Raw genomic sequence first — 16791 nt, forward strand, 5'->3', positions numbered from 1 at the left:
AACTTTTATCACTATCAACACAGTGTCGAATTTTGAAGCATTATACATTTTTTTATTCAATTTCTACACAAAAAATCATTATTTTTAGCCAAAATTCGCTGACATTTTTAAGCAGGGTTTAAAAGTTGGGTAAATAAAATGCTTTTTTTTACTTAATAGACTTAATTGCTAACGAAAATCACTCTCGTGTCGAGTCTTTAAAAAATTTTTCATATAGTTAACTATTTGTTTTTACATTATTTTTAGTTTTTTAGAGCTATGTTAATGATTTTCTTGCTTTAATTTTGTTCATGTAATAGTTGATTAATATAAAACTGCCAACGCTCAACGATGGCTTGGCGCTCAGACAATGCCATTTTAGGCTCAAAGATACGGTCTAACTGCCAACTTTCACCAATGCTAGTGTCATCATACAGTCCCACCGCTTGCCCTGCCAATAATGCCACCCCTTTTGCGGTACTCTCAGTGGTCGTCGGTCGCAGCACAGGCACATTGAGTATATCGGCTTGAAATTGCATTAAGATATTGTTATTGGCAGCGCCCCCATCCACGCGCAGTTCATGCAGCGGCACAGGACTATCTTTTTGCATGGCGATTAACACATCATAAGCTTGTAGCGCAATGGCTTCTAAGGCGGCTCTTGCGATATGTGCTTTGGTAGTACCGCGTGTCAGCCCGATAAGCCTTGCAGTAGCATCTGCTCGCCAGTAAGGTGCGCCAAGCCCGGTAAAGGCAGGAATCAGAGTCACTCCTTGGCTATCTGGTACTTGCGCCGCCAAGTTTTCAACGTCCTCACTGCGCGTTATCATACCTAAGTTATCGCGTAGCCACTGCACGATGGCACCTGCCATAAACACACTGCCTTCAAGCGCATATTGCGTTTGCGTGACGCTTGTTTTTTTATTTCGTTGTAAATTTTGTAAAGGTTTTAGCAAGTTGGGCAATTTACCTGAAGGTTCATGCCGGTTAGGTTGACGAGTGTGATTCGCCTCTGTGGTTTGCCAAGCGACAGTGGTGAGTAATTGCTGATGACTGACACAGGGCTTATCGCCGGTATTCATTAATAAAAAACAGCCGGTGCCATAGGTGGATTTTGCCATCCCTGCTCGGTTACAGCCCTGCCCATACAATGCCGCTTGCTGATCGCCTAGCACTGCCGTGACTGGGATTTGTTTGCCAAACATCCCTTGTTTGGTGACCCCAAAATCGCCATCCGATGGCTTGATGGTAGGTAACATGGTTTTGGGAATATCAAACAATTCCAATAATTCATCAGACCAATCACCTGTTTGCAAAGACATCAGCATGGTACGTGAGGCATTGGTGATATCAATGCTATGCTCGCCTGTCATGTTAAACAGTAGCCAACTATCCACAGTACCAAAAGCCAACTCACCTGCTAGCGCTTGCTGGCGGAGCTTAGGGTTTTGGTTTAACAGCCATACGATTTTGCTGGCACTAAAATACGGATCTATACGTAATCCGGTAATTTGCTGGATTTTGGCATCAAAGCCTTTATCACGCCAATCTCTGCACCACTGATGGGTACGTCTATCTTGCCAGACAATGGCGGGTGCGACAGGCTTACCCGTCTTTTTATGCCAAATTATGGTGGTCTCACGTTGGTTGGTGATACCGATGGCTGAAATATCTGTCGCCAATAATCCTGCTTTGGCAATCACTTCTTGGGCGGTACTAATTTGGGTTTGCCAGATGTCATTGGCATTTTGCTCGATAAACCCGGCTTTTGGGGTGATGATACTCAGCGGCTTTTGGGCAATGGCGATGGGTGTTAATTGGTTATCAAAGATGATACTGCGGCTTGAGGTAGTGCCCTGATCTAGCGCTAAAATAAATCCGTTTTCTGTTTTAGCCATGTTGTTGTCTCAAACGATTGTGTTAAGCGTCAATATGTTATCTTAGCAAATACTTACCCATCAACTTTTATATTACTGCGGCTGAAACCTTAAGGCAACGATTCGCGAAAAAATAGCCATTGATTTTATCAACAAAAAACCACATCATACTGATACTTTATTACCACTTACCAAAACCTATCTGTTAACTATAAGTGACCCTAAAGCTTAGACTTCAGACCCTAAGCATTGTCACTCTAACTGTCACTGTCATTGTTTATCTTTACTACTACCGCTTTTTAATGCGTTGATGAAACTTGTTTTATGAAAAATACCCTTGCAAAATCTGTTCGTACTACCCCTGTGACTACAAAATCCTCTTCTATCATTACCGATACCATCAAATCTGACAATTTACAGCCTGTTGCAATCTCGCAGTTGCGCCGTTATACCGACCCAGCGACCTTGCCAAAAGATAGCCACCATACCAAAACCCTTGAAATTGGCTTTGGGCAAGAGCGCGCCTGTAAAGCGATTGCCACTGCGCTTGATATCAATGCCAATGGTTATCATATCTTTGCTGCAGGTGAAAACGGACTGGGCAAACGCACCTTAATCACTCGCCTGCTACAAGCACACGCCAAACAAAAACCTACACCCAATGACTGGGTATATGTGCATAATTTTGTTGATGCGCGCACCCCGATTGCACTTGACCTTCCTGCTGGCATGGGTAAGCAATTAGCGGAAGATGTCAAAACCTTTTGGCTAACCACCAAGCGTCAGCTCAATCAGCGTTTTCGCAGTGAGCACTATCAAAGTAAAGTAGAAGCGATAAAGAATGAAATTAGCCTTCGTGAAGAACAGGTCTATCATGCGCTGCATGAAGAAGGCAAACAGTATTCACTTGCATTGGCGCTGCGACCTTCGGACAACAAACCGATTTTTATCAAATCTGATTTTAGTGACAACCGAGCCGATGGCAATGACAATGACAGTTACAATGATATCGAGCCAAGCGATGGTTATTTATCAATCAAACCTGCTAATAAATTGGGTCGCCAAAAATCCAGCGGTAAAGCACCAGTTTTACCACTTAAAGCCAATCAAACCTCTAGCACCACTAATAATACCTCAAGCGCAACCAATCAAGCCAGCTTTGGCTTAACCCCAAAATCGCCGTATGTTGCCAATTATCAAGATAAGAACCACATGCAAAAACGCTTGAGCCAACTGACCGTTGAGCTTGAGCAAATTGAAGATGAAGCCAATCAGACCCTACAAGCGCTACACCACTCATTGACTCGGCGTACCTTAAAACCATTGATTGAGCCGTTATTTGACAAGTATCAAGCCTTACCAAAGGTTCGTAAGTATTTGCAAGACGTGCATGACGATATCGTCAATCATGTAGAACGAATCATCAATGAAGATGATGAAGAGTTTTTGCCCAGCCATTTCTCGCCATTACCAGCGCGCTATTTTGTCAATGTGATTGCCAGCCATGCGCCCGATCAAGGCGCACCGATTGTGTTTGAAGACTTACCCACCCATCTAAATTTACTCGGTCATGTCGAGCAAATTACCCATTTGGGTACTGTCTCAACGGATGTCAGTCTGATTCGCGCCGGTTCACTGCACCGTGCGAATGGCGGTTATTTGGTGCTTGAAGCAACTAATTTGCTTGAATATCCGTATGCGTGGCAAGGTCTCAAACGTGCGCTGCAAAGCCGCCAAATCAAGATGTCGAGCCTTGAGCAAATGCTGACATTGACAGGCAGTATCAGCCTTGAGCCACAACCGATTAAGCTTGATGTCAAAGTCATTTTACTCGGTGAGCCAGACTTGTATTATGACCTGCTAGATTTTGAGCCTGAATTTAATGCGGTATTCAAAATCCGTGCAGATTTTCACGATCGCGTGGTACGCAGTCACGCCAACGAACAAGCGATGACCGCCAAAATTGCTGATATGATAAGCAAATATCAATTGCTAACGTTTGATAACACCGCGTTGGCGTGTTTATTGGATTATCTTAGTGAGCAAGCGGAAGACCAGCATGAGTTAAGCCTACATGGGGACAGATTGGCGCAGCTATTACTCGAAGCCAATCGTCATGCTATCATCAATCAAACAGAGCTTATGCCTGAAAACACAGTAACCGCTAGCCATGTCCGTCAAGCCATTGAGGATATTCGCCACCGCTCGGGCTATTTACGGCAATTGTTCTGGCAAGAACTAGAAAAAGGGCAACAGCTGATTAGCACCCAAGGCAAAGCGATTGGTCAAATCAATGCGCTGACAGTCATCAGCTACGCAGATAGTGAGTTTGGCATGCCTGCACGATTGACGGCATCAGTGCATCACAGTGCCGCGCATGCCGATATTGTTGATATCGAGCGCGATGTGGATTTAGGCGGCTCTATCCATGCCAAAGGGGTGCTGATTATGAGCAGTTACCTAAAAGCATTGTTTGCAGAAGACCACACGCTCAACTTTACCGCATCGCTGGCTTTTGAACAAAGTTATGGCGGTATCGATGGCGATAGCGCAACAGTAGCCGAAACTTGCGCGCTGCTGTCTGCCCTATCGCAAACCCCGATTAATCAAAGCTTTGCAGTTACAGGATCGATGAACCAATTTGGTCAAGTCCAAGCGGTCGGCGGCGTCAATGCCAAAATCGCTGGGTTTTATGATGCGTGTGTCGAGCAAGGTTTGACGGGTAAACAAGGGGTGATTGTGCCCAAAGCCAATTTGGCGCAATTGATGCTACGTCAAGATATCATCGATAGCGTGACGGCAGGTAAATTTGCCATCTATGCCGTAGAGCATGTCAATGAAGCCATGTATCTATTGACGGGTCTAGCGCCGGATGAGATGACCAAAAAAGGCAAATATCGTAAAAATACCGTTTATGGTCGTATTTATGAACGCTTAGAAACTTGGGAAGAAAAAGATGCAGATGATAAAGAATAACGCCTCATTGGGTTATTGTTTATCGCTGATAACTTGCTTGCTCTATATCAAGCAATGTTTGCTTAATCTCAATCCCACCGGTATAACCGCCCAATTTGCCATCGCTGGCAATCACGCGATGGCAAGGAATGATGAGACTTAGTGGGTTGCGGCCATTGGCCTGCGCGACTGCGCGAAAGCCTTTGGGATTATTCACTTGTAGCGCAAGCTGTGCATAGCTGATTGTTTGACCGTAAGGGATTTGTCGTAATGCTTGCCAAACTTTTTGCTGAAAAGGTGTGCCTGTGTAGATGGCGATGCGCATATCAAACACTTGTCGCTGACCTGCCTGATACTCTTTTAGCTGAGTGATGGTCTCTACTAGCACTTTTGCATCGGCATCAATCGAATGACTTAATGCTACCGAATTCATGACGGCTACTTTTGCCTTGTGCTTAGCTAATAGGTCATGGGTCTTTTGCGTATGCCAATCGAGCGCAATCAAACAGCCTTGATGCGCCACAAGTGTCACGGTTGGCAAATTTTTCGCAAGTTGATAAGACGTCATTATCATGTTATTCATCTTTTTCAAATAGCGCTTTGACAAAATCATCGGCTTGAAATGGGCGCAAATCATCAATTTTTTCACCCACACCAATAAAACGAATCGGCACATTGGTATTTTCAGCGATATTAAATACCACGCCGCCTTTTGCCGTGCCATCTAATTTGGTGACGGTCACGCCTGTCAGTGGCACTGCTTCATTGAAGATTTCTACTTGATTTAGGGCATTTTGTCCTGTACCGGCGTCGAGCACAATCATGGATTCATGCGGCGCTGTCGGATCGGCTTTTTGCATGACGCGAATCACTTTTTTCAGCTCTTCCATCAAATTAGTTTTATTTTGTAGACGCCCTGCGGTATCGGCAATCAGCACGTCAATGCCACGGGCTTTGGCAGATTGAATGGCATCAAAAATCACCGAGGCACTGTCTGAACCATGACCTTGGGCGACAACTGGGATATTATTGCGCTCCCCCCAAACTTGCAATTGCTCGGTGGCTGCCGCACGAAACGTATCGCCCGCTGCTAACATCACTGATTTGCCTTCACCTTGCAGACGTTTGGCAAGTTTACCGATGGTGGTGGTTTTACCCACGCCATTGACCCCCACGACCAAGATAACAAACGGTTTTGTGCTAGCATCCACCACCAGTGGCGCAACTTTGGGTGTCAAGATATCGGTGAGTTCTTTTTGCAGCGCTTTATACAGTGAATGAGAATAAATCAAATCACCGCGGGCAGTGGCTTCGGTCAAGTTTTTGATAATGCGATTGGTGGCATTCACACCGATGTCGGCGACCAACAGTTGGTCTTCGACTTCTTCTAGTAGTTCATCATCAATTTCTTTACCACCAATCAAAATATTGGTTAAGCCTTCGGTCAAGTTTTTACGACTTTTTGACAAGCCTTGCTTCATGCGGCTAAACCAGCCACCTTTTTGTTCAGGTTCTGCGGTTGGCTCAGCCGTATTGGCAGATGGCTGTTGTGTGGGTGCAGGTGTTTGCAGCGTTGACGTTTGGGCGGCTTCAGCGATACGCGGCGTTTCAATAATTGGCACATCTTGCACAGGCAGATTGGGCATCGTAGCATCATCAAAATTAGTCGGTTGGTTATTAAAATTAATTACCACCTTATTAGAAGCATTGTTATTAAATTGGTTGCTACTCATATCATCGCCTATGGTTAAATTTGTCATTAAAATATTGAGATGTATAAAATTATAACAGTGTTTGTTCGCAGTTTGAAATAAACATGCTGTCAATCCCTTACACTCAGATTAATCATGGTCTTGCAAAAAACTATCCGTTCACAGCTTGTTGCGCTAAAAATTTGCAGGTGGTATTTATTCAGATTTAATCGTGCAATGGGCTTTCAAATAGCAATCAATGCCAACATCCGTTATCATGGTTTATCTTTTATAATGCCTGCAAACCCCATTGCCCCACAATCAAAAAAACCAGATTAAAAGTTAAAGAGAAACTATGTTAAATCAAAAACCTGTGTCAAAACCCACATTTTTTAACCTTACCCTCCTCGCTGCCGCCTTGACCTATACGCTCTGTGTATCAGGTTGCAGCACTGCGCAGACCATCGCAGCCAAAACCATGCCGACTAAAACTACCCCGACTTTAGCCAATACGCCTATTAACGCGCATCCAACTGCTAACGCGGTAACTGACACAACCCAGCAAACGCCGAGCCCCACAGATTTTGACAGCGCTAGGGCAGCAACGCGCCATGAATATACGCTGGATAATGGATTAAAGGTGATAATCAAAGAAGATCACCGCTCTCCTGTGGTGATAAGCCAAGTATGGTATCACGTGGGTGCTGCGGATGAACCCACTAACTTAGGCGGTATGTCACATTTGCTTGAGCATATGATGTTTAAGGGAACAAAAAACGTGTCCTCAGTAGATTTTGAACGCCTTATTGCCAAATTTGGCGGTAGCAATAATGCCTTTACCAGCTATGACTACACCGCATATTATGAAATTTTCCCTGCCAATCGCTTAGCGCTCGCCCTAGAGCTTGAAGCCGATCGGATGACCCATTTACAGCTAAAGGACAGCGACTTTACCGCTGAGCGCCAAGTGGTGATGGAAGAGCGCCGCCAGCGAACCGATGATAACCCAAACGCCCGCGCCTATGAGCAATTTAGCAAAATGGCTTACCCCAATAGCCCAAAAGGAGAATCGGTCATTGGTCCCATGGCAGAAATCGAATCCATTAGGTTAAACGACCTAACCGATTGGTATAAAACATGGTATGCACCCAACAATGCGACCTTAGTAATCGTGGGCGATGTCAATCCCACAAACGCCATCAATGAAGTCAAAAAATACTTTGCCGATAAAAAACCGCAAACCCTGCCAACGCGCCCCAGTGTGATACAGCCAGGGTTTCGTGGTTATCAAGAAAAAACCACCCAATTGCCGGTACAGGTGCCTATGGTCATGATGGCGTTTAATGTGCCAACACTTACCACAGCAAAAGACCCCAAAACCGCCTATAGTCTATCACTACTAGCCGATGTGCTCGATGGCGGTCTATCTGCACGCCTAGAAAAACGCCTAGTACGGGAAAAACAGCTACTAGCGTCAGTCGGTAGTGGTTACAGTGCCTTTAGTCGGGGCGATGGGCTATTTTTAATCCAAGCCACCCCACGAGACGGCGTTACACTTGCCCAAGCCAAACAAGCAATCATTGCTGAGATTGACGCGCTCAAAACCCAACCGATTGCACAAAGTGAACTGACCCGTGCCAAAACCAACACCATGACTAGCTTGATATATAGCCAAGATAGTATCAGCGGACAAGCGCAGATGATTGGCAGTCTAAACAGCATTGGGCTTGATGACCGGATGGTGTTTAACCTGCCCAAAACCTTAGATGGCATCACAGAAAGTGACTTACACGCCGCCGCTAACAAATATTTGGTTAACGACAATCTAACCGTGCTCAATGTGGTGAAAGCAAACAAACCCACCCAATAGCTGTAAACTCGGCAAATAAACTTGCTCTCATTTAATTTGCCCTCACTTGACTTGCCCACATTGCTGTCAGACCATCCTTAGAATTTTGAGAAAAAAAATGAAATCACGCTTAGCTAAAATCTTATTACTAATGACCACCATTGCCACGCAAGCGGGCTATGCTGAACCTGCCACCCATAGCGATGCTCACAGTAGTGGCAATATTGACCCCACTGCACCCATTGCCGCTTTAGACAAATTAACCAGCCTAAAAACCACAGCGCCGTTAAAAGTGACATTACCCGATATCATCCACTTTACGACGGATTCGGGTACCCCAGTCGCTTTGGTACAAACCCACAATTTACCGATTGTGGATGTCAGTGTGTATTTTAATGCAGGCTCGGCTCGTGATGAAGCCATTAAAAAAGGCGGTTTTGGGATCGCCAGTCTGACCGCGAGTATGCTCGATCAGGGCACACGCCATAAAAGTGAAGATGAGATTGCCGAGACTAGTGAGCAGCTTGGGATTGATTTATCTGCCCGTGCTTATAAAGACATGTTTATCGTGAGTTTGCGCAGTCTATCCGATGAGGCGCGTTTATCCTCTGCGCTTGGTTTAATGAGCGATATGATGACCGAGCCTACGTTTCCAAACAAAAATTTTGAACGTACCAAAGCCCAGTATTTAATTAGCCTGCAACAGGCCAAAGAAGACCCAGATAGCATCGCAAGCAAAGCCTTTGCTGCGGCGCTTTACGGGAATCATCCCTACGCCCACCCCACCCAAGGTACGCAAGACAGCATTGCCAAAATTAATACCACCGATCTTAAAGCTTTTAGCCAGCAGTTTTTGGTAGCGAAGAATGCGAATATTGCTATTACAGGCGATATCAGTCTTGAGCGCGCGCGGGCGCTTGCCAATCAGCTAACCGCTCAAATGCCCGTTGGCACAGCTGCCCTAAAGCTTGCCGATGCCAAGCCTTTGAACGCCGCTAAAACGATTCATATTCCATTTGACAGCACCCAAACCACCGTATTGATGGGGCAATTGGGTCAAAAACGCGTGGCGGATACCTTAGGCTTGCAGCATCAAACCAACTTTGCCATTGCCGATGAAATCGTCGGGGGCGGCAACTTTCAAGCCAGATTGATGGAAGATATCCGTAAAAAACGCGGGCTCACCTATGGCATTTATAGCAGCACCACGCCGATGCTTGCCCAAGGTAGCTATACCGTTAGCTTTTCTACCCGTAACCAAAAGTCGCAAGAAGCAATTGAGGCGACCAAGCAAGTCATCAAACATACGCTAGAAAAAGGGGTAACGCCAAACGAATTGGCTTTAACCAAAGACAGTCTAATCAACAGTTTCCCAACTAGCTTTGCTAGCAATGCCGCCATGAATTCCACGATTGGTATGATGGGGTTTTATCAGCTGCCAGATAGTTACTTGACCGATTACGTGATGCGCGTACAGCGCGCCGACCTTAACGCTGTCAATCAAAGCTATAAAGACCTCATTGACCCTAACAAGTTTTTGATTGTGACGGTTGGCAGCGCCACGCCAAACACAACAAAAACCGCTAAATAGCCAATGTCAACAGCTTAACAGTTGCGACAGGGTTAAAAACGACAGGGTGATGAGCTTGAGCTATGGCTTGCGCCCCATTTTCGAAAGCCTTGCGTATCAAGATGCACTGAGCCTGTCGGATACAAGCCAAGTCCAAAATTATAGCTTTGCCCGTTGGACTGCCAAAACTGGCAAAGCCCATCAAAGGTGCTTTCTATCGCCCATTTATTGGCTTCGTTTTCAGGTATCCAAATATCAATCGCGCCATTGGTCATGTGCTTACTCTCGCCCGCACCGCCCGCACAATCATTCAATGCAGGGTTTCGATACACGGAGCGTATCACTGTCGAATACGGCAAATAACCTTGTTTTTGCAGTTGCTGCAGCATTTGTAGGGTGGGCACGATATTTTGCCATAGTGACGCAGGCGGTACTTCATACGGCTCAAAACCGCAGCGGCGCGCATCTCTGGCACTCGCGATTAACTGATCCATCGGCGGAATGGTGCCTAATTGGCTTTGCAAGTAATTTTGATACGCCAACACTTCTGATTGCTGATAACTGTGGCTAGCTAACCAATCCTTAAAATCTGCATCATTGGTATAGACAACGTTACTATTGTATCGTGTGCTATTTTTGAGTGCGCCATAATCTGTTGTAGGTCGGGTTGTGTTTTGACGGTTGAGAATAAGGCCGCGCATATTGTCAGTCTGCGTGACAGTGGTATTTTTAGGGTTTGGCTGGGTTTGACGAACGATGGTCGTAGTCGGTTTTCGGTTATCGATGGGTGTGACCGGATGATTACACGCGATAAGCAATGTCATTATCATCCCTGAGCCAACAATGCCTGTTAAAATCTTGGTTTTGGTATTCTGAGTCTTGGTAGTGTTGATATTCTTGGTCTTGGCACTTTTGATATTGCCATACTTTGCTGTTTGCGCATTATCTTCGATAATGGTTGGTTTATTTTTGGTCTTGTTTTGATGTGTCATGGACTGCCTATTCACGTTTCGTCAAAATGGAAAAACACCACGGACTTATGAGCAACTGTCAAAAAAGTAGGCTTAATATACTTAGCTAATCATGCCTACTTGATAATTATTTTCACTTAACTTTTACTTGATAGTTATGTTCACTACATAATTAAGACATAATTAAGCTTAATTGATAGCTCACTTAATATAGTGACTTATTTCTATGAAACAAGTGTTATAAACTATTACATTATTAAGACTACCAAAATCACATTAAGCCATATAAACTATTGAGCCTATTTTTGTGTCTTTTTACAGACTTATTGTCACCGGGTTAATTTGATGTTTGGTGTGTATGGTAGATAAGATTGGACAGTACCGTTTTTCTAGGCAAGCTCATCACTTTGGTAATGACAGTCTACCCTCTTTTTGGCAGCGCGTGCATTTAGACCCTTGGTTATTGATGCTATTGTTTGTCACAGCTTTGTTTGGTTTAGCCATTTTATATAGTGCCTCTACTCAAGACATGGGAATGGTCATCCGTCAAACCATTAGTTTTACCATCGCGTTTGTGGTGATGATTGTCATGGCGCAAATCCCGCCCAGTCTTTACCGTGATTTTACCCCGTTTTTTTATGTGGGTGGTGTGGCGTTACTGATACTGGTCAAAATTATTGGTGAGGTGCGACTGGGTGCGCAGCGCTGGATTGGTATTCCTGGGTTTGGTAGTGTGCAGCCGTCAGAGTTTATGAAGCTTGGCATGCCGATGCTCACTGCTTGGTTTTTATCCAAACGCGACTTGCCGCCAAGTTTATCGACAGTGCTTATCACGCTGGTGGCGATTGGTATTCCAGTGCTGCTAATTGCTGAGCAGCCCGACTTGGGCACCTCTTTATTGGTGGCGTCTAGTGGCTTATTTGTGCTGTTTTTGTCGGGTTTACCTTGGTGGATGATTGGCTCTGCGGTGGCGCTGTTTATTCCCTTTGTTTTTGTGGCTTGGGAATACCTGTTACACGACTACCAGCGCAAACGCGTCCTAACTTTGCTAGACCCTGAAAGCGATGCCTTGGGGGCTGGATGGAATATCATGCAGTCAAAAACCGCGATTGGCTCAGGGGGGCTCACAGGTAAAGGCTACTTGCAAGGCACACAATCTCATCTACATTTTTTACCAGAAGGTCACACCGATTTTATCATTGCGGCTTTTTCTGAGGAGTTTGGCTTAATCGGTGTCAGTTTACTGATGTTCCTGTATTTTTGTATTCTATGCCGCGCCTTATTTATTGCTTACTCCAATACTGCTGTCTATAGCAAATTACTCTCGGGCGCGATTGCTATGTCATTTTTTGTGTATGTGTTTGTAAATGCCGGCATGGTGGCAGGCATTTTGCCAGTGGTCGGCGTTCCTTTGCCATTTATCAGCTATGGCGGTACCGCTTTAATTACTTTGATGGCAGGATTTGGTTTAGTGATGTCAATTGCCTCGCATAATGGTAAATAACTCTTAGGCTATTTTCGAAACTATTTTGTTTGTAAATAAGCTATTTATAAACAATTTTTTATGTAACTATTTATGTAAATAGGTATTTTTAAATGTAAAAAACGTAAAAGAGTTAGCATAAAAGATATCATTTTTATGAGTAGTTTTAAACAATTATTATGGTAAAACTTAATAATTTTTACCATTTATCTATTTTTTTATACCGTTTATCTAAATAAATCGTGATTTTAATCACGTAATTGCTTATTGTGGGTCATCAAGATTGAGCAATTACATACCGAAACAAAGTAAAATTTGTAAACTAATTGTTAAATCTCATAAATTTTCTTGGTGCCCTATAAGCGATTTGTATGCATGACATATCAAGGCTTATTGGCTCCCAAATATAAGGCGCTCATTGTAAAGAGCGATTGTTCAGAGGTCATTATGTCAAAGCGTCAATCGAATTTAGCTAATGTAGCGACGTTACTTTGCTTTTGTGGCGTAACGGCGCTTAGCTCAACTACCCAAGCAGCCACGAGCAATTTAGATCACGTACTTAATGAGTTAACCCGCCAGCACAACAATGCATCAGACTTAGTCAAATCCGCGCGTCAACCTCGCAACCTTGCCTTAGAAAGCCAACTTATCAGCCAAGACACTTCACAAGCTAGCAAAGATGCAGACGTGTTAGAGCGTCTTTCTGCCGTTGCATCTAATACGGTCAATCGTTTTAGCCAAACGGGTGTCGCCTCTTGGTATGGTCGTCAGTTTCAAGGTCGTAAAACTGCTAGCGGCGATACTTTTGATTCCAATTCGTTGACAGCTGCCCATCGCTCATTGCCAATGAACTGTTATATCAAAGTGACCAACAAATCAAACGGCAAAAGCGTTGTGGTAAAAGTCAATGACCGCGGTCCATTTTCAAGCCATCGCGTATTAGATTTATCGTATGCCGCCGCCAAACAAATTGGCTTAGCAAGCACGGGTACAGGCAACGTCGTTATTGAGCGTGTGGCCGGTCCAAACTAATATTAGCTGACTAGCAGCTTTTAGCTTAGTATCAACTTTTAAGTGACTATCAGCCGTTCATCACAAAAAAAAGCATGAAATTGATTCATGCTTTTTTAATTGACTTAACCATATTACCGCGCCAAATACTTGGTCATATCTTCAATACCATGCAAGGTCATCGGGTACATATGACCTTGCATGATATCTTTGATTAAGCCGATAGTCTGCGTGTATTGCCAGTAGCTTTGTGCCTCAGGGTTGAGCCATGCGACTTTATCAAAGTGGTTAGTGATACGTTTTAGCCACGCCTGCCCCGTATCTTGGCTCATATACTCAACGCTGCCGCCGACAGATAACAACTCATAAGGCGACATTGCGGCATCACCCACAAAAATCACCCGATAATCACTGCCATATTTGTGTAGCACATCTAATGTGGGCACCGCGCTGGCGTTACGGCGGGCATTTTCTGTCCAAACATACTCATACACGCAGTTATGAAAATAAAAAAATTCAAGCGTCTTAAACTCATTTTTTGCAGCGGCAAATAAGCGCTCACACGCTTCGATATAGCTATCCATGCTACCACCGATATCAAATAGCATGAGCACTTTGACACGATTGCGGCGTTCGGGACGCAGCTGCACATCGAGCATCCCCGTTTGCGCGGTTTTCTTGATGGTTGAGCCAATATCAAGCTCATCAGCCGCCCCATCACGGGCGAATTTACGTAGTTTTCGCAGTGCCATCTGCATGGAGCGGGTTTCTAACTGGTTATCCGTGTCCAAATCGCGGTATTTGCGCTGCTCCCACACCTTAACCGCGCTGCGTTTTCGGCTTTCACCCCCTACTCGTACACCTTCAGGATGGTCGCCATACGCACCAAAAGGCGATGAGCCGCCTGTACCAACCCATTTGCTACCGCCTTGGTGTCGCTCTTTTTGTTCTTTTAGCCGTTCCTCTAGGGCTTTCATGAGTGCTTCAAGCGAACCATATTTTTTGAGTAGGCGCCGCTGGGCTTCGGTGAGATTGTTGGGGTCAAGTTTAAGTTCCAGCCATTCTTTGGGGATATTACCCAATTTTGCCATCAGCTCGTCGATATCGAGTGTATCAATACCTTCAAAATAATCCGCCATGGCACGGTCAAATTTATCAAAGTATTTTTCGTCTTTGACCATACATAGGCGAATCAGCTCGTAGAATTGTTCACGGTCGGCAAACACAATGCCTGTTTCTAGCAAAGCATAAAGGTCTAGCAATTCACGGGTGGTCACAGGCACGCCATAAGTGCGTAAGGTGTAAAAAAGATTGATAAACACACCAATCCCCTATCGACTACGACGCAGCATAAAGCCCATACGTTCAAGTAAACTCAAGTCATTTTCATTCTTTAATAACGCCCCCGCCATGGGCGGTAAGTTATCGCTTGGATTTTTCAACCGCTCAATCGCATTTTGACTGCCCGCTTGCAACTCATCTGCCATCAGCAAACTAATCCAATCTACCAATTCAGAGGTGGATGGCGGTTTTTTTAAGCCTTTGACTTCACGCAGACCGTAGAACACCTTGAGTGCTTCATCCACCAAGTCTGCCTGTAGATTGGGGAAATGCACATCCACAATTTCGCGCATGGTTGCTTGGTCAGGAAAATCAATATAATGAAAAAAGCAACGACGCAAGAAGGCATCAGGCAGTTCTTTTTCATTGTTTGACGTGATAATAACGACAGGACGATGATCGGCGGTAATCGTTTCGCCAGTTTCATACACATAAAATGACATTTTATCGAGCTCATGTAGCAAGTCGTTAGGGAACTCAATATCCGCTTTATCAATCTCATCAATGAGCAGTACCATACGCTCAGGACTGGTAAATGCTTGCCATAGCTTGCCTGCCTTGATGTAGTTAGCAATATCATACACGCGGTCATCGCCCAATTGACTATCCCGCAGGCGTGATACCGCATCGTACTCATACAAGCCTTGTTCAGCTTTGGTGGTTGATTTGATGTGCCAAGTTAACAGTGGCATATCTAAACTTTTTGCCACTTCTTCAGCCAGTAGCGTTTTACCCGTGCCAGGTTCCCCTTTGATGAGTAACGGTTTTTGCAATCGAATCGCAGCGTTGACGGCAAGTTTTAGGTTGTCAGTGGCGATATAACTATCGGTGCTTGCAAAACTGCTTTGGGTTGCGCTGTTTTGGATGGCAGCATTTGGCTGATGGTCAGACATAAAAAAACCTATGATAATCGTCAAAAATGAGTTTCAGACTATCATAAGTTTTAGGGAAAGTTAAGCTATAAGTAAAAGGTTAAGCTGTAAAAGATTAAGCTATAAAAAGTTAAGCGGTTACAGCTTGCTGGCTTATCACTATCATAGCTTAGCGGCTAGGCTGGCTGATATTGGCGTTATTTAGCGCATGTTTTTTGTTGGTTTTATCGATGCCCATTCGAAGAATTTGCCAAATAAAACCCAAAATACAGCCCACTGTAATGACAACCATAATTGGTAGCAACCCATTAAAGATAATTGCTGGATCTTTGAGTAAAATCCCATACACCACGGAAATACTCGCTGGTGCGATGTCAGGCGGGGTGCCAAGGGAAGTGGTGGGCGTGAGCAAAATCGCAAATAGAATAATCCAACTCAAACCTGCAAGCGTTTTTGGCAAAATCCGTACCACTAAAATCCAAAGCAGTAATACCACAATGGAAGATCCCACATAAGCATATAAGGGTAATTTGTCTGGCGGCACACCTTGAACCAGCTGCGCCCACCAAATGATGATTTCGCCTAGCACATTACCGATTTGCTCGAGTGATAAAAATGCAAACATAATTTTGCCTTGCCAAAAATAGATAGATTATTTTAGCATGATTCAACTCATTTTGTTAAAATTTTGCTACTGCCACTTGTTCTGCTGCGCTTCTGCCATATTCAATTTTGCTTGGCGTAACAGCACATCTTCAGGCGGCATTTGCACAAAATACCCCTGACTTTGCAGTTTTTCTAACACTTCTGCTTTATTGACTCGTGCAAGCTTTGTCGTATTCGTCAAATCCAAATGCATCACAAAGGTTTCGCGTCCAATCGCTTGGCGAAAATCCTTGGGTAACACTGACAACCAATCACGAATCTCGTCAGTGTCATTGGGATAATTTGGACGAGCAATGTACACATACAGGTCATCTTTTTTGCTAAATTTATAAATATCGCAATGCATCATACAACTCTATTATTACTGTAAAATTTAAAGTGCCTCTATCATACCATAAAATAGTATGTCTGGAATTGCACCCCTTTTGCTATTAGCCCTGTTTACTATTAATCTAGGCATTTCACATGTTAGCCCATAAAAAAAGAGCAACTAGGGCAATTGCTCTTTTGGGGATAAAAGCTACTG

General features: G+C 44.3%; 13 protein-coding genes. 5 read left to right on the top strand and 8 right to left on the bottom strand.

Annotation, left to right across the window (positions count from 1 at the left end; genetic code table 11):
- Positions 1–278: 278 nt before the first annotated feature.
- Positions 279–1877 (bottom strand): glycerol kinase GlpK, encoded by a 1599-nt coding sequence (gene glpK / locus RTL34_RS00530; RefSeq protein ID WP_312113748.1) that lies wholly within the window; start codon positions 1875–1877, stop codon positions 279–281.
- Between the two features lie 303 nt (positions 1878–2180).
- Here glpK and RTL34_RS00535 point away from each other — a divergent pair, with 303 nt between their 5' ends.
- Entirely contained in the window at positions 2181–4832 is a 2652-nt protein-coding gene (locus RTL34_RS00535; RefSeq protein ID WP_312113750.1) for an AAA family ATPase, read from the top strand.
- Positions 4833–4851: 19 nt separating this feature from the next.
- Here the strand turns inward: RTL34_RS00535 and RTL34_RS00540 are convergent, their stop codons facing one another.
- Both RTL34_RS00540 and ftsY read right to left on the bottom strand, forming a co-directional pair.
- Positions 4852–5385 (bottom strand): methylated-DNA--[protein]-cysteine S-methyltransferase, encoded by a 534-nt coding sequence (locus tag RTL34_RS00540; RefSeq protein ID WP_312113752.1) that lies wholly within the window; start codon positions 5383–5385, stop codon positions 4852–4854.
- 1 nt (position 5386) lies between these two features.
- Positions 5387–6544, bottom strand: a complete 1158-nt coding sequence (gene ftsY / locus RTL34_RS00545) for a signal recognition particle-docking protein FtsY (RefSeq protein WP_060995291.1) — start codon at positions 6542–6544, stop codon at positions 5387–5389.
- Positions 6545–6857: 313 nt separating this feature from the next.
- Here ftsY and RTL34_RS00550 point away from each other — a divergent pair, with 313 nt between their 5' ends.
- Positions 6858–8372 (top strand): M16 family metallopeptidase, encoded by a 1515-nt coding sequence (locus RTL34_RS00550; RefSeq protein ID WP_312113754.1) that lies wholly within the window; start codon positions 6858–6860, stop codon positions 8370–8372.
- Positions 8373–8469: 97 nt separating this feature from the next.
- The gene (locus RTL34_RS00555) at positions 8470–9942 is read left to right on the top strand and encodes a M16 family metallopeptidase (RefSeq protein ID WP_312113756.1); all 1473 of its coding nucleotides are present in this window, start codon (positions 8470–8472) and stop codon (positions 9940–9942) included.
- Positions 9943–9974: 32 nt separating this feature from the next.
- On the opposite strand, the gene RTL34_RS00560 is transcribed toward RTL34_RS00555, so the two are convergent.
- On the bottom strand, positions 9975–10913 hold the full coding sequence (locus tag RTL34_RS00560) for a D-Ala-D-Ala carboxypeptidase family metallohydrolase (RefSeq protein ID WP_312113758.1): 939 nt from the start codon (positions 10911–10913) through the stop codon (positions 9975–9977).
- Between the two features lie 337 nt (positions 10914–11250).
- On the opposite strand from RTL34_RS00560, the gene rodA reads away from it, so the two are divergent.
- Positions 11251–12396 carry a rod shape-determining protein RodA gene (gene rodA, locus RTL34_RS00565; RefSeq protein ID WP_203171722.1) on the top strand — a complete coding sequence of 382 codons (1146 nt, stop codon included), beginning with the start codon at positions 11251–11253 and terminating at the stop codon, positions 12394–12396.
- Between the two features lie 426 nt (positions 12397–12822).
- Positions 12823–13407: a septal ring lytic transglycosylase RlpA family protein gene (locus tag RTL34_RS00570; protein ID WP_099833790.1), complete on the top strand. Its 585-nt coding sequence runs from the start codon at positions 12823–12825 to the stop codon at positions 13405–13407.
- 113 nt (positions 13408–13520) lie between these two features.
- Here the strand turns inward: RTL34_RS00570 and RTL34_RS00575 are convergent, their stop codons facing one another.
- The 4 genes from RTL34_RS00575 to RTL34_RS00590 form a co-directional block, all read right to left on the bottom strand.
- Entirely contained in the window at positions 13521–14708 is a 1188-nt protein-coding gene (locus RTL34_RS00575; protein ID WP_312113762.1) for a vWA domain-containing protein, read from the bottom strand.
- A gap of 9 nt (positions 14709–14717) precedes the next feature.
- Positions 14718–15620, bottom strand: a complete 903-nt coding sequence (locus tag RTL34_RS00580) for an AAA family ATPase (protein WP_312113764.1) — start codon at positions 15618–15620, stop codon at positions 14718–14720.
- Between the two features lie 148 nt (positions 15621–15768).
- Positions 15769–16224 (bottom strand): resolvase, encoded by a 456-nt coding sequence (locus RTL34_RS00585; RefSeq protein ID WP_076774248.1) that lies wholly within the window; start codon positions 16222–16224, stop codon positions 15769–15771.
- Positions 16225–16290: 66 nt separating this feature from the next.
- Positions 16291–16611, bottom strand: a complete 321-nt coding sequence (locus tag RTL34_RS00590) for a YcgL domain-containing protein (RefSeq protein WP_312114226.1) — start codon at positions 16609–16611, stop codon at positions 16291–16293.
- Between the last annotated feature and the right edge of the window lie 180 nt (positions 16612–16791).

The organism is Moraxella sp. CTOTU47915 (genome assembly GCF_031986685.1).
Lineage (GTDB): Bacteria > Pseudomonadota > Gammaproteobacteria > Pseudomonadales > Moraxellaceae > Faucicola > Faucicola tetraodonis.

What these genes read in the sequence shown, in the direction of transcription:
- glpK (WP_312113748.1), bottom strand. Translation starts at nt 1,877, where the DNA reads ATGGCTAAAACAGAAAACGGATTTATTTTAGCGCTAGATCAGGGCACT.
- RTL34_RS00535 (WP_312113750.1), top strand. Translation starts at nt 2,181, where the DNA reads ATGAAAAATACCCTTGCAAAATCTGTTCGTACTACCCCTGTGACTACA.
- RTL34_RS00540 (WP_312113752.1), bottom strand. Translation starts at nt 5,385, where the DNA reads ATGATAATGACGTCTTATCAACTTGCGAAAAATTTGCCAACCGTGACA.
- ftsY (WP_060995291.1), bottom strand. Translation starts at nt 6,544, where the DNA reads ATGAGTAGCAACCAATTTAATAACAATGCTTCTAATAAGGTGGTAATT.
- RTL34_RS00550 (WP_312113754.1), top strand. Translation starts at nt 6,858, where the DNA reads ATGTTAAATCAAAAACCTGTGTCAAAACCCACATTTTTTAACCTTACC.
- RTL34_RS00555 (WP_312113756.1), top strand. Translation starts at nt 8,470, where the DNA reads ATGAAATCACGCTTAGCTAAAATCTTATTACTAATGACCACCATTGCC.
- RTL34_RS00560 (WP_312113758.1), bottom strand. Translation starts at nt 10,913, where the DNA reads ATGACACATCAAAACAAGACCAAAAATAAACCAACCATTATCGAAGAT.
- rodA (WP_203171722.1), top strand. Translation starts at nt 11,251, where the DNA reads ATGGTAGATAAGATTGGACAGTACCGTTTTTCTAGGCAAGCTCATCAC.
- RTL34_RS00570 (WP_099833790.1), top strand. Translation starts at nt 12,823, where the DNA reads ATGTCAAAGCGTCAATCGAATTTAGCTAATGTAGCGACGTTACTTTGC.
- RTL34_RS00580 (WP_312113764.1), bottom strand. Translation starts at nt 15,620, where the DNA reads ATGTCTGACCATCAGCCAAATGCTGCCATCCAAAACAGCGCAACCCAA.
- RTL34_RS00585 (WP_076774248.1), bottom strand. Translation starts at nt 16,224, where the DNA reads ATGTTTGCATTTTTATCACTCGAGCAAATCGGTAATGTGCTAGGCGAA.
- RTL34_RS00590 (WP_312114226.1), bottom strand. Translation starts at nt 16,611, where the DNA reads ATGCATTGCGATATTTATAAATTTAGCAAAAAAGATGACCTGTATGTG.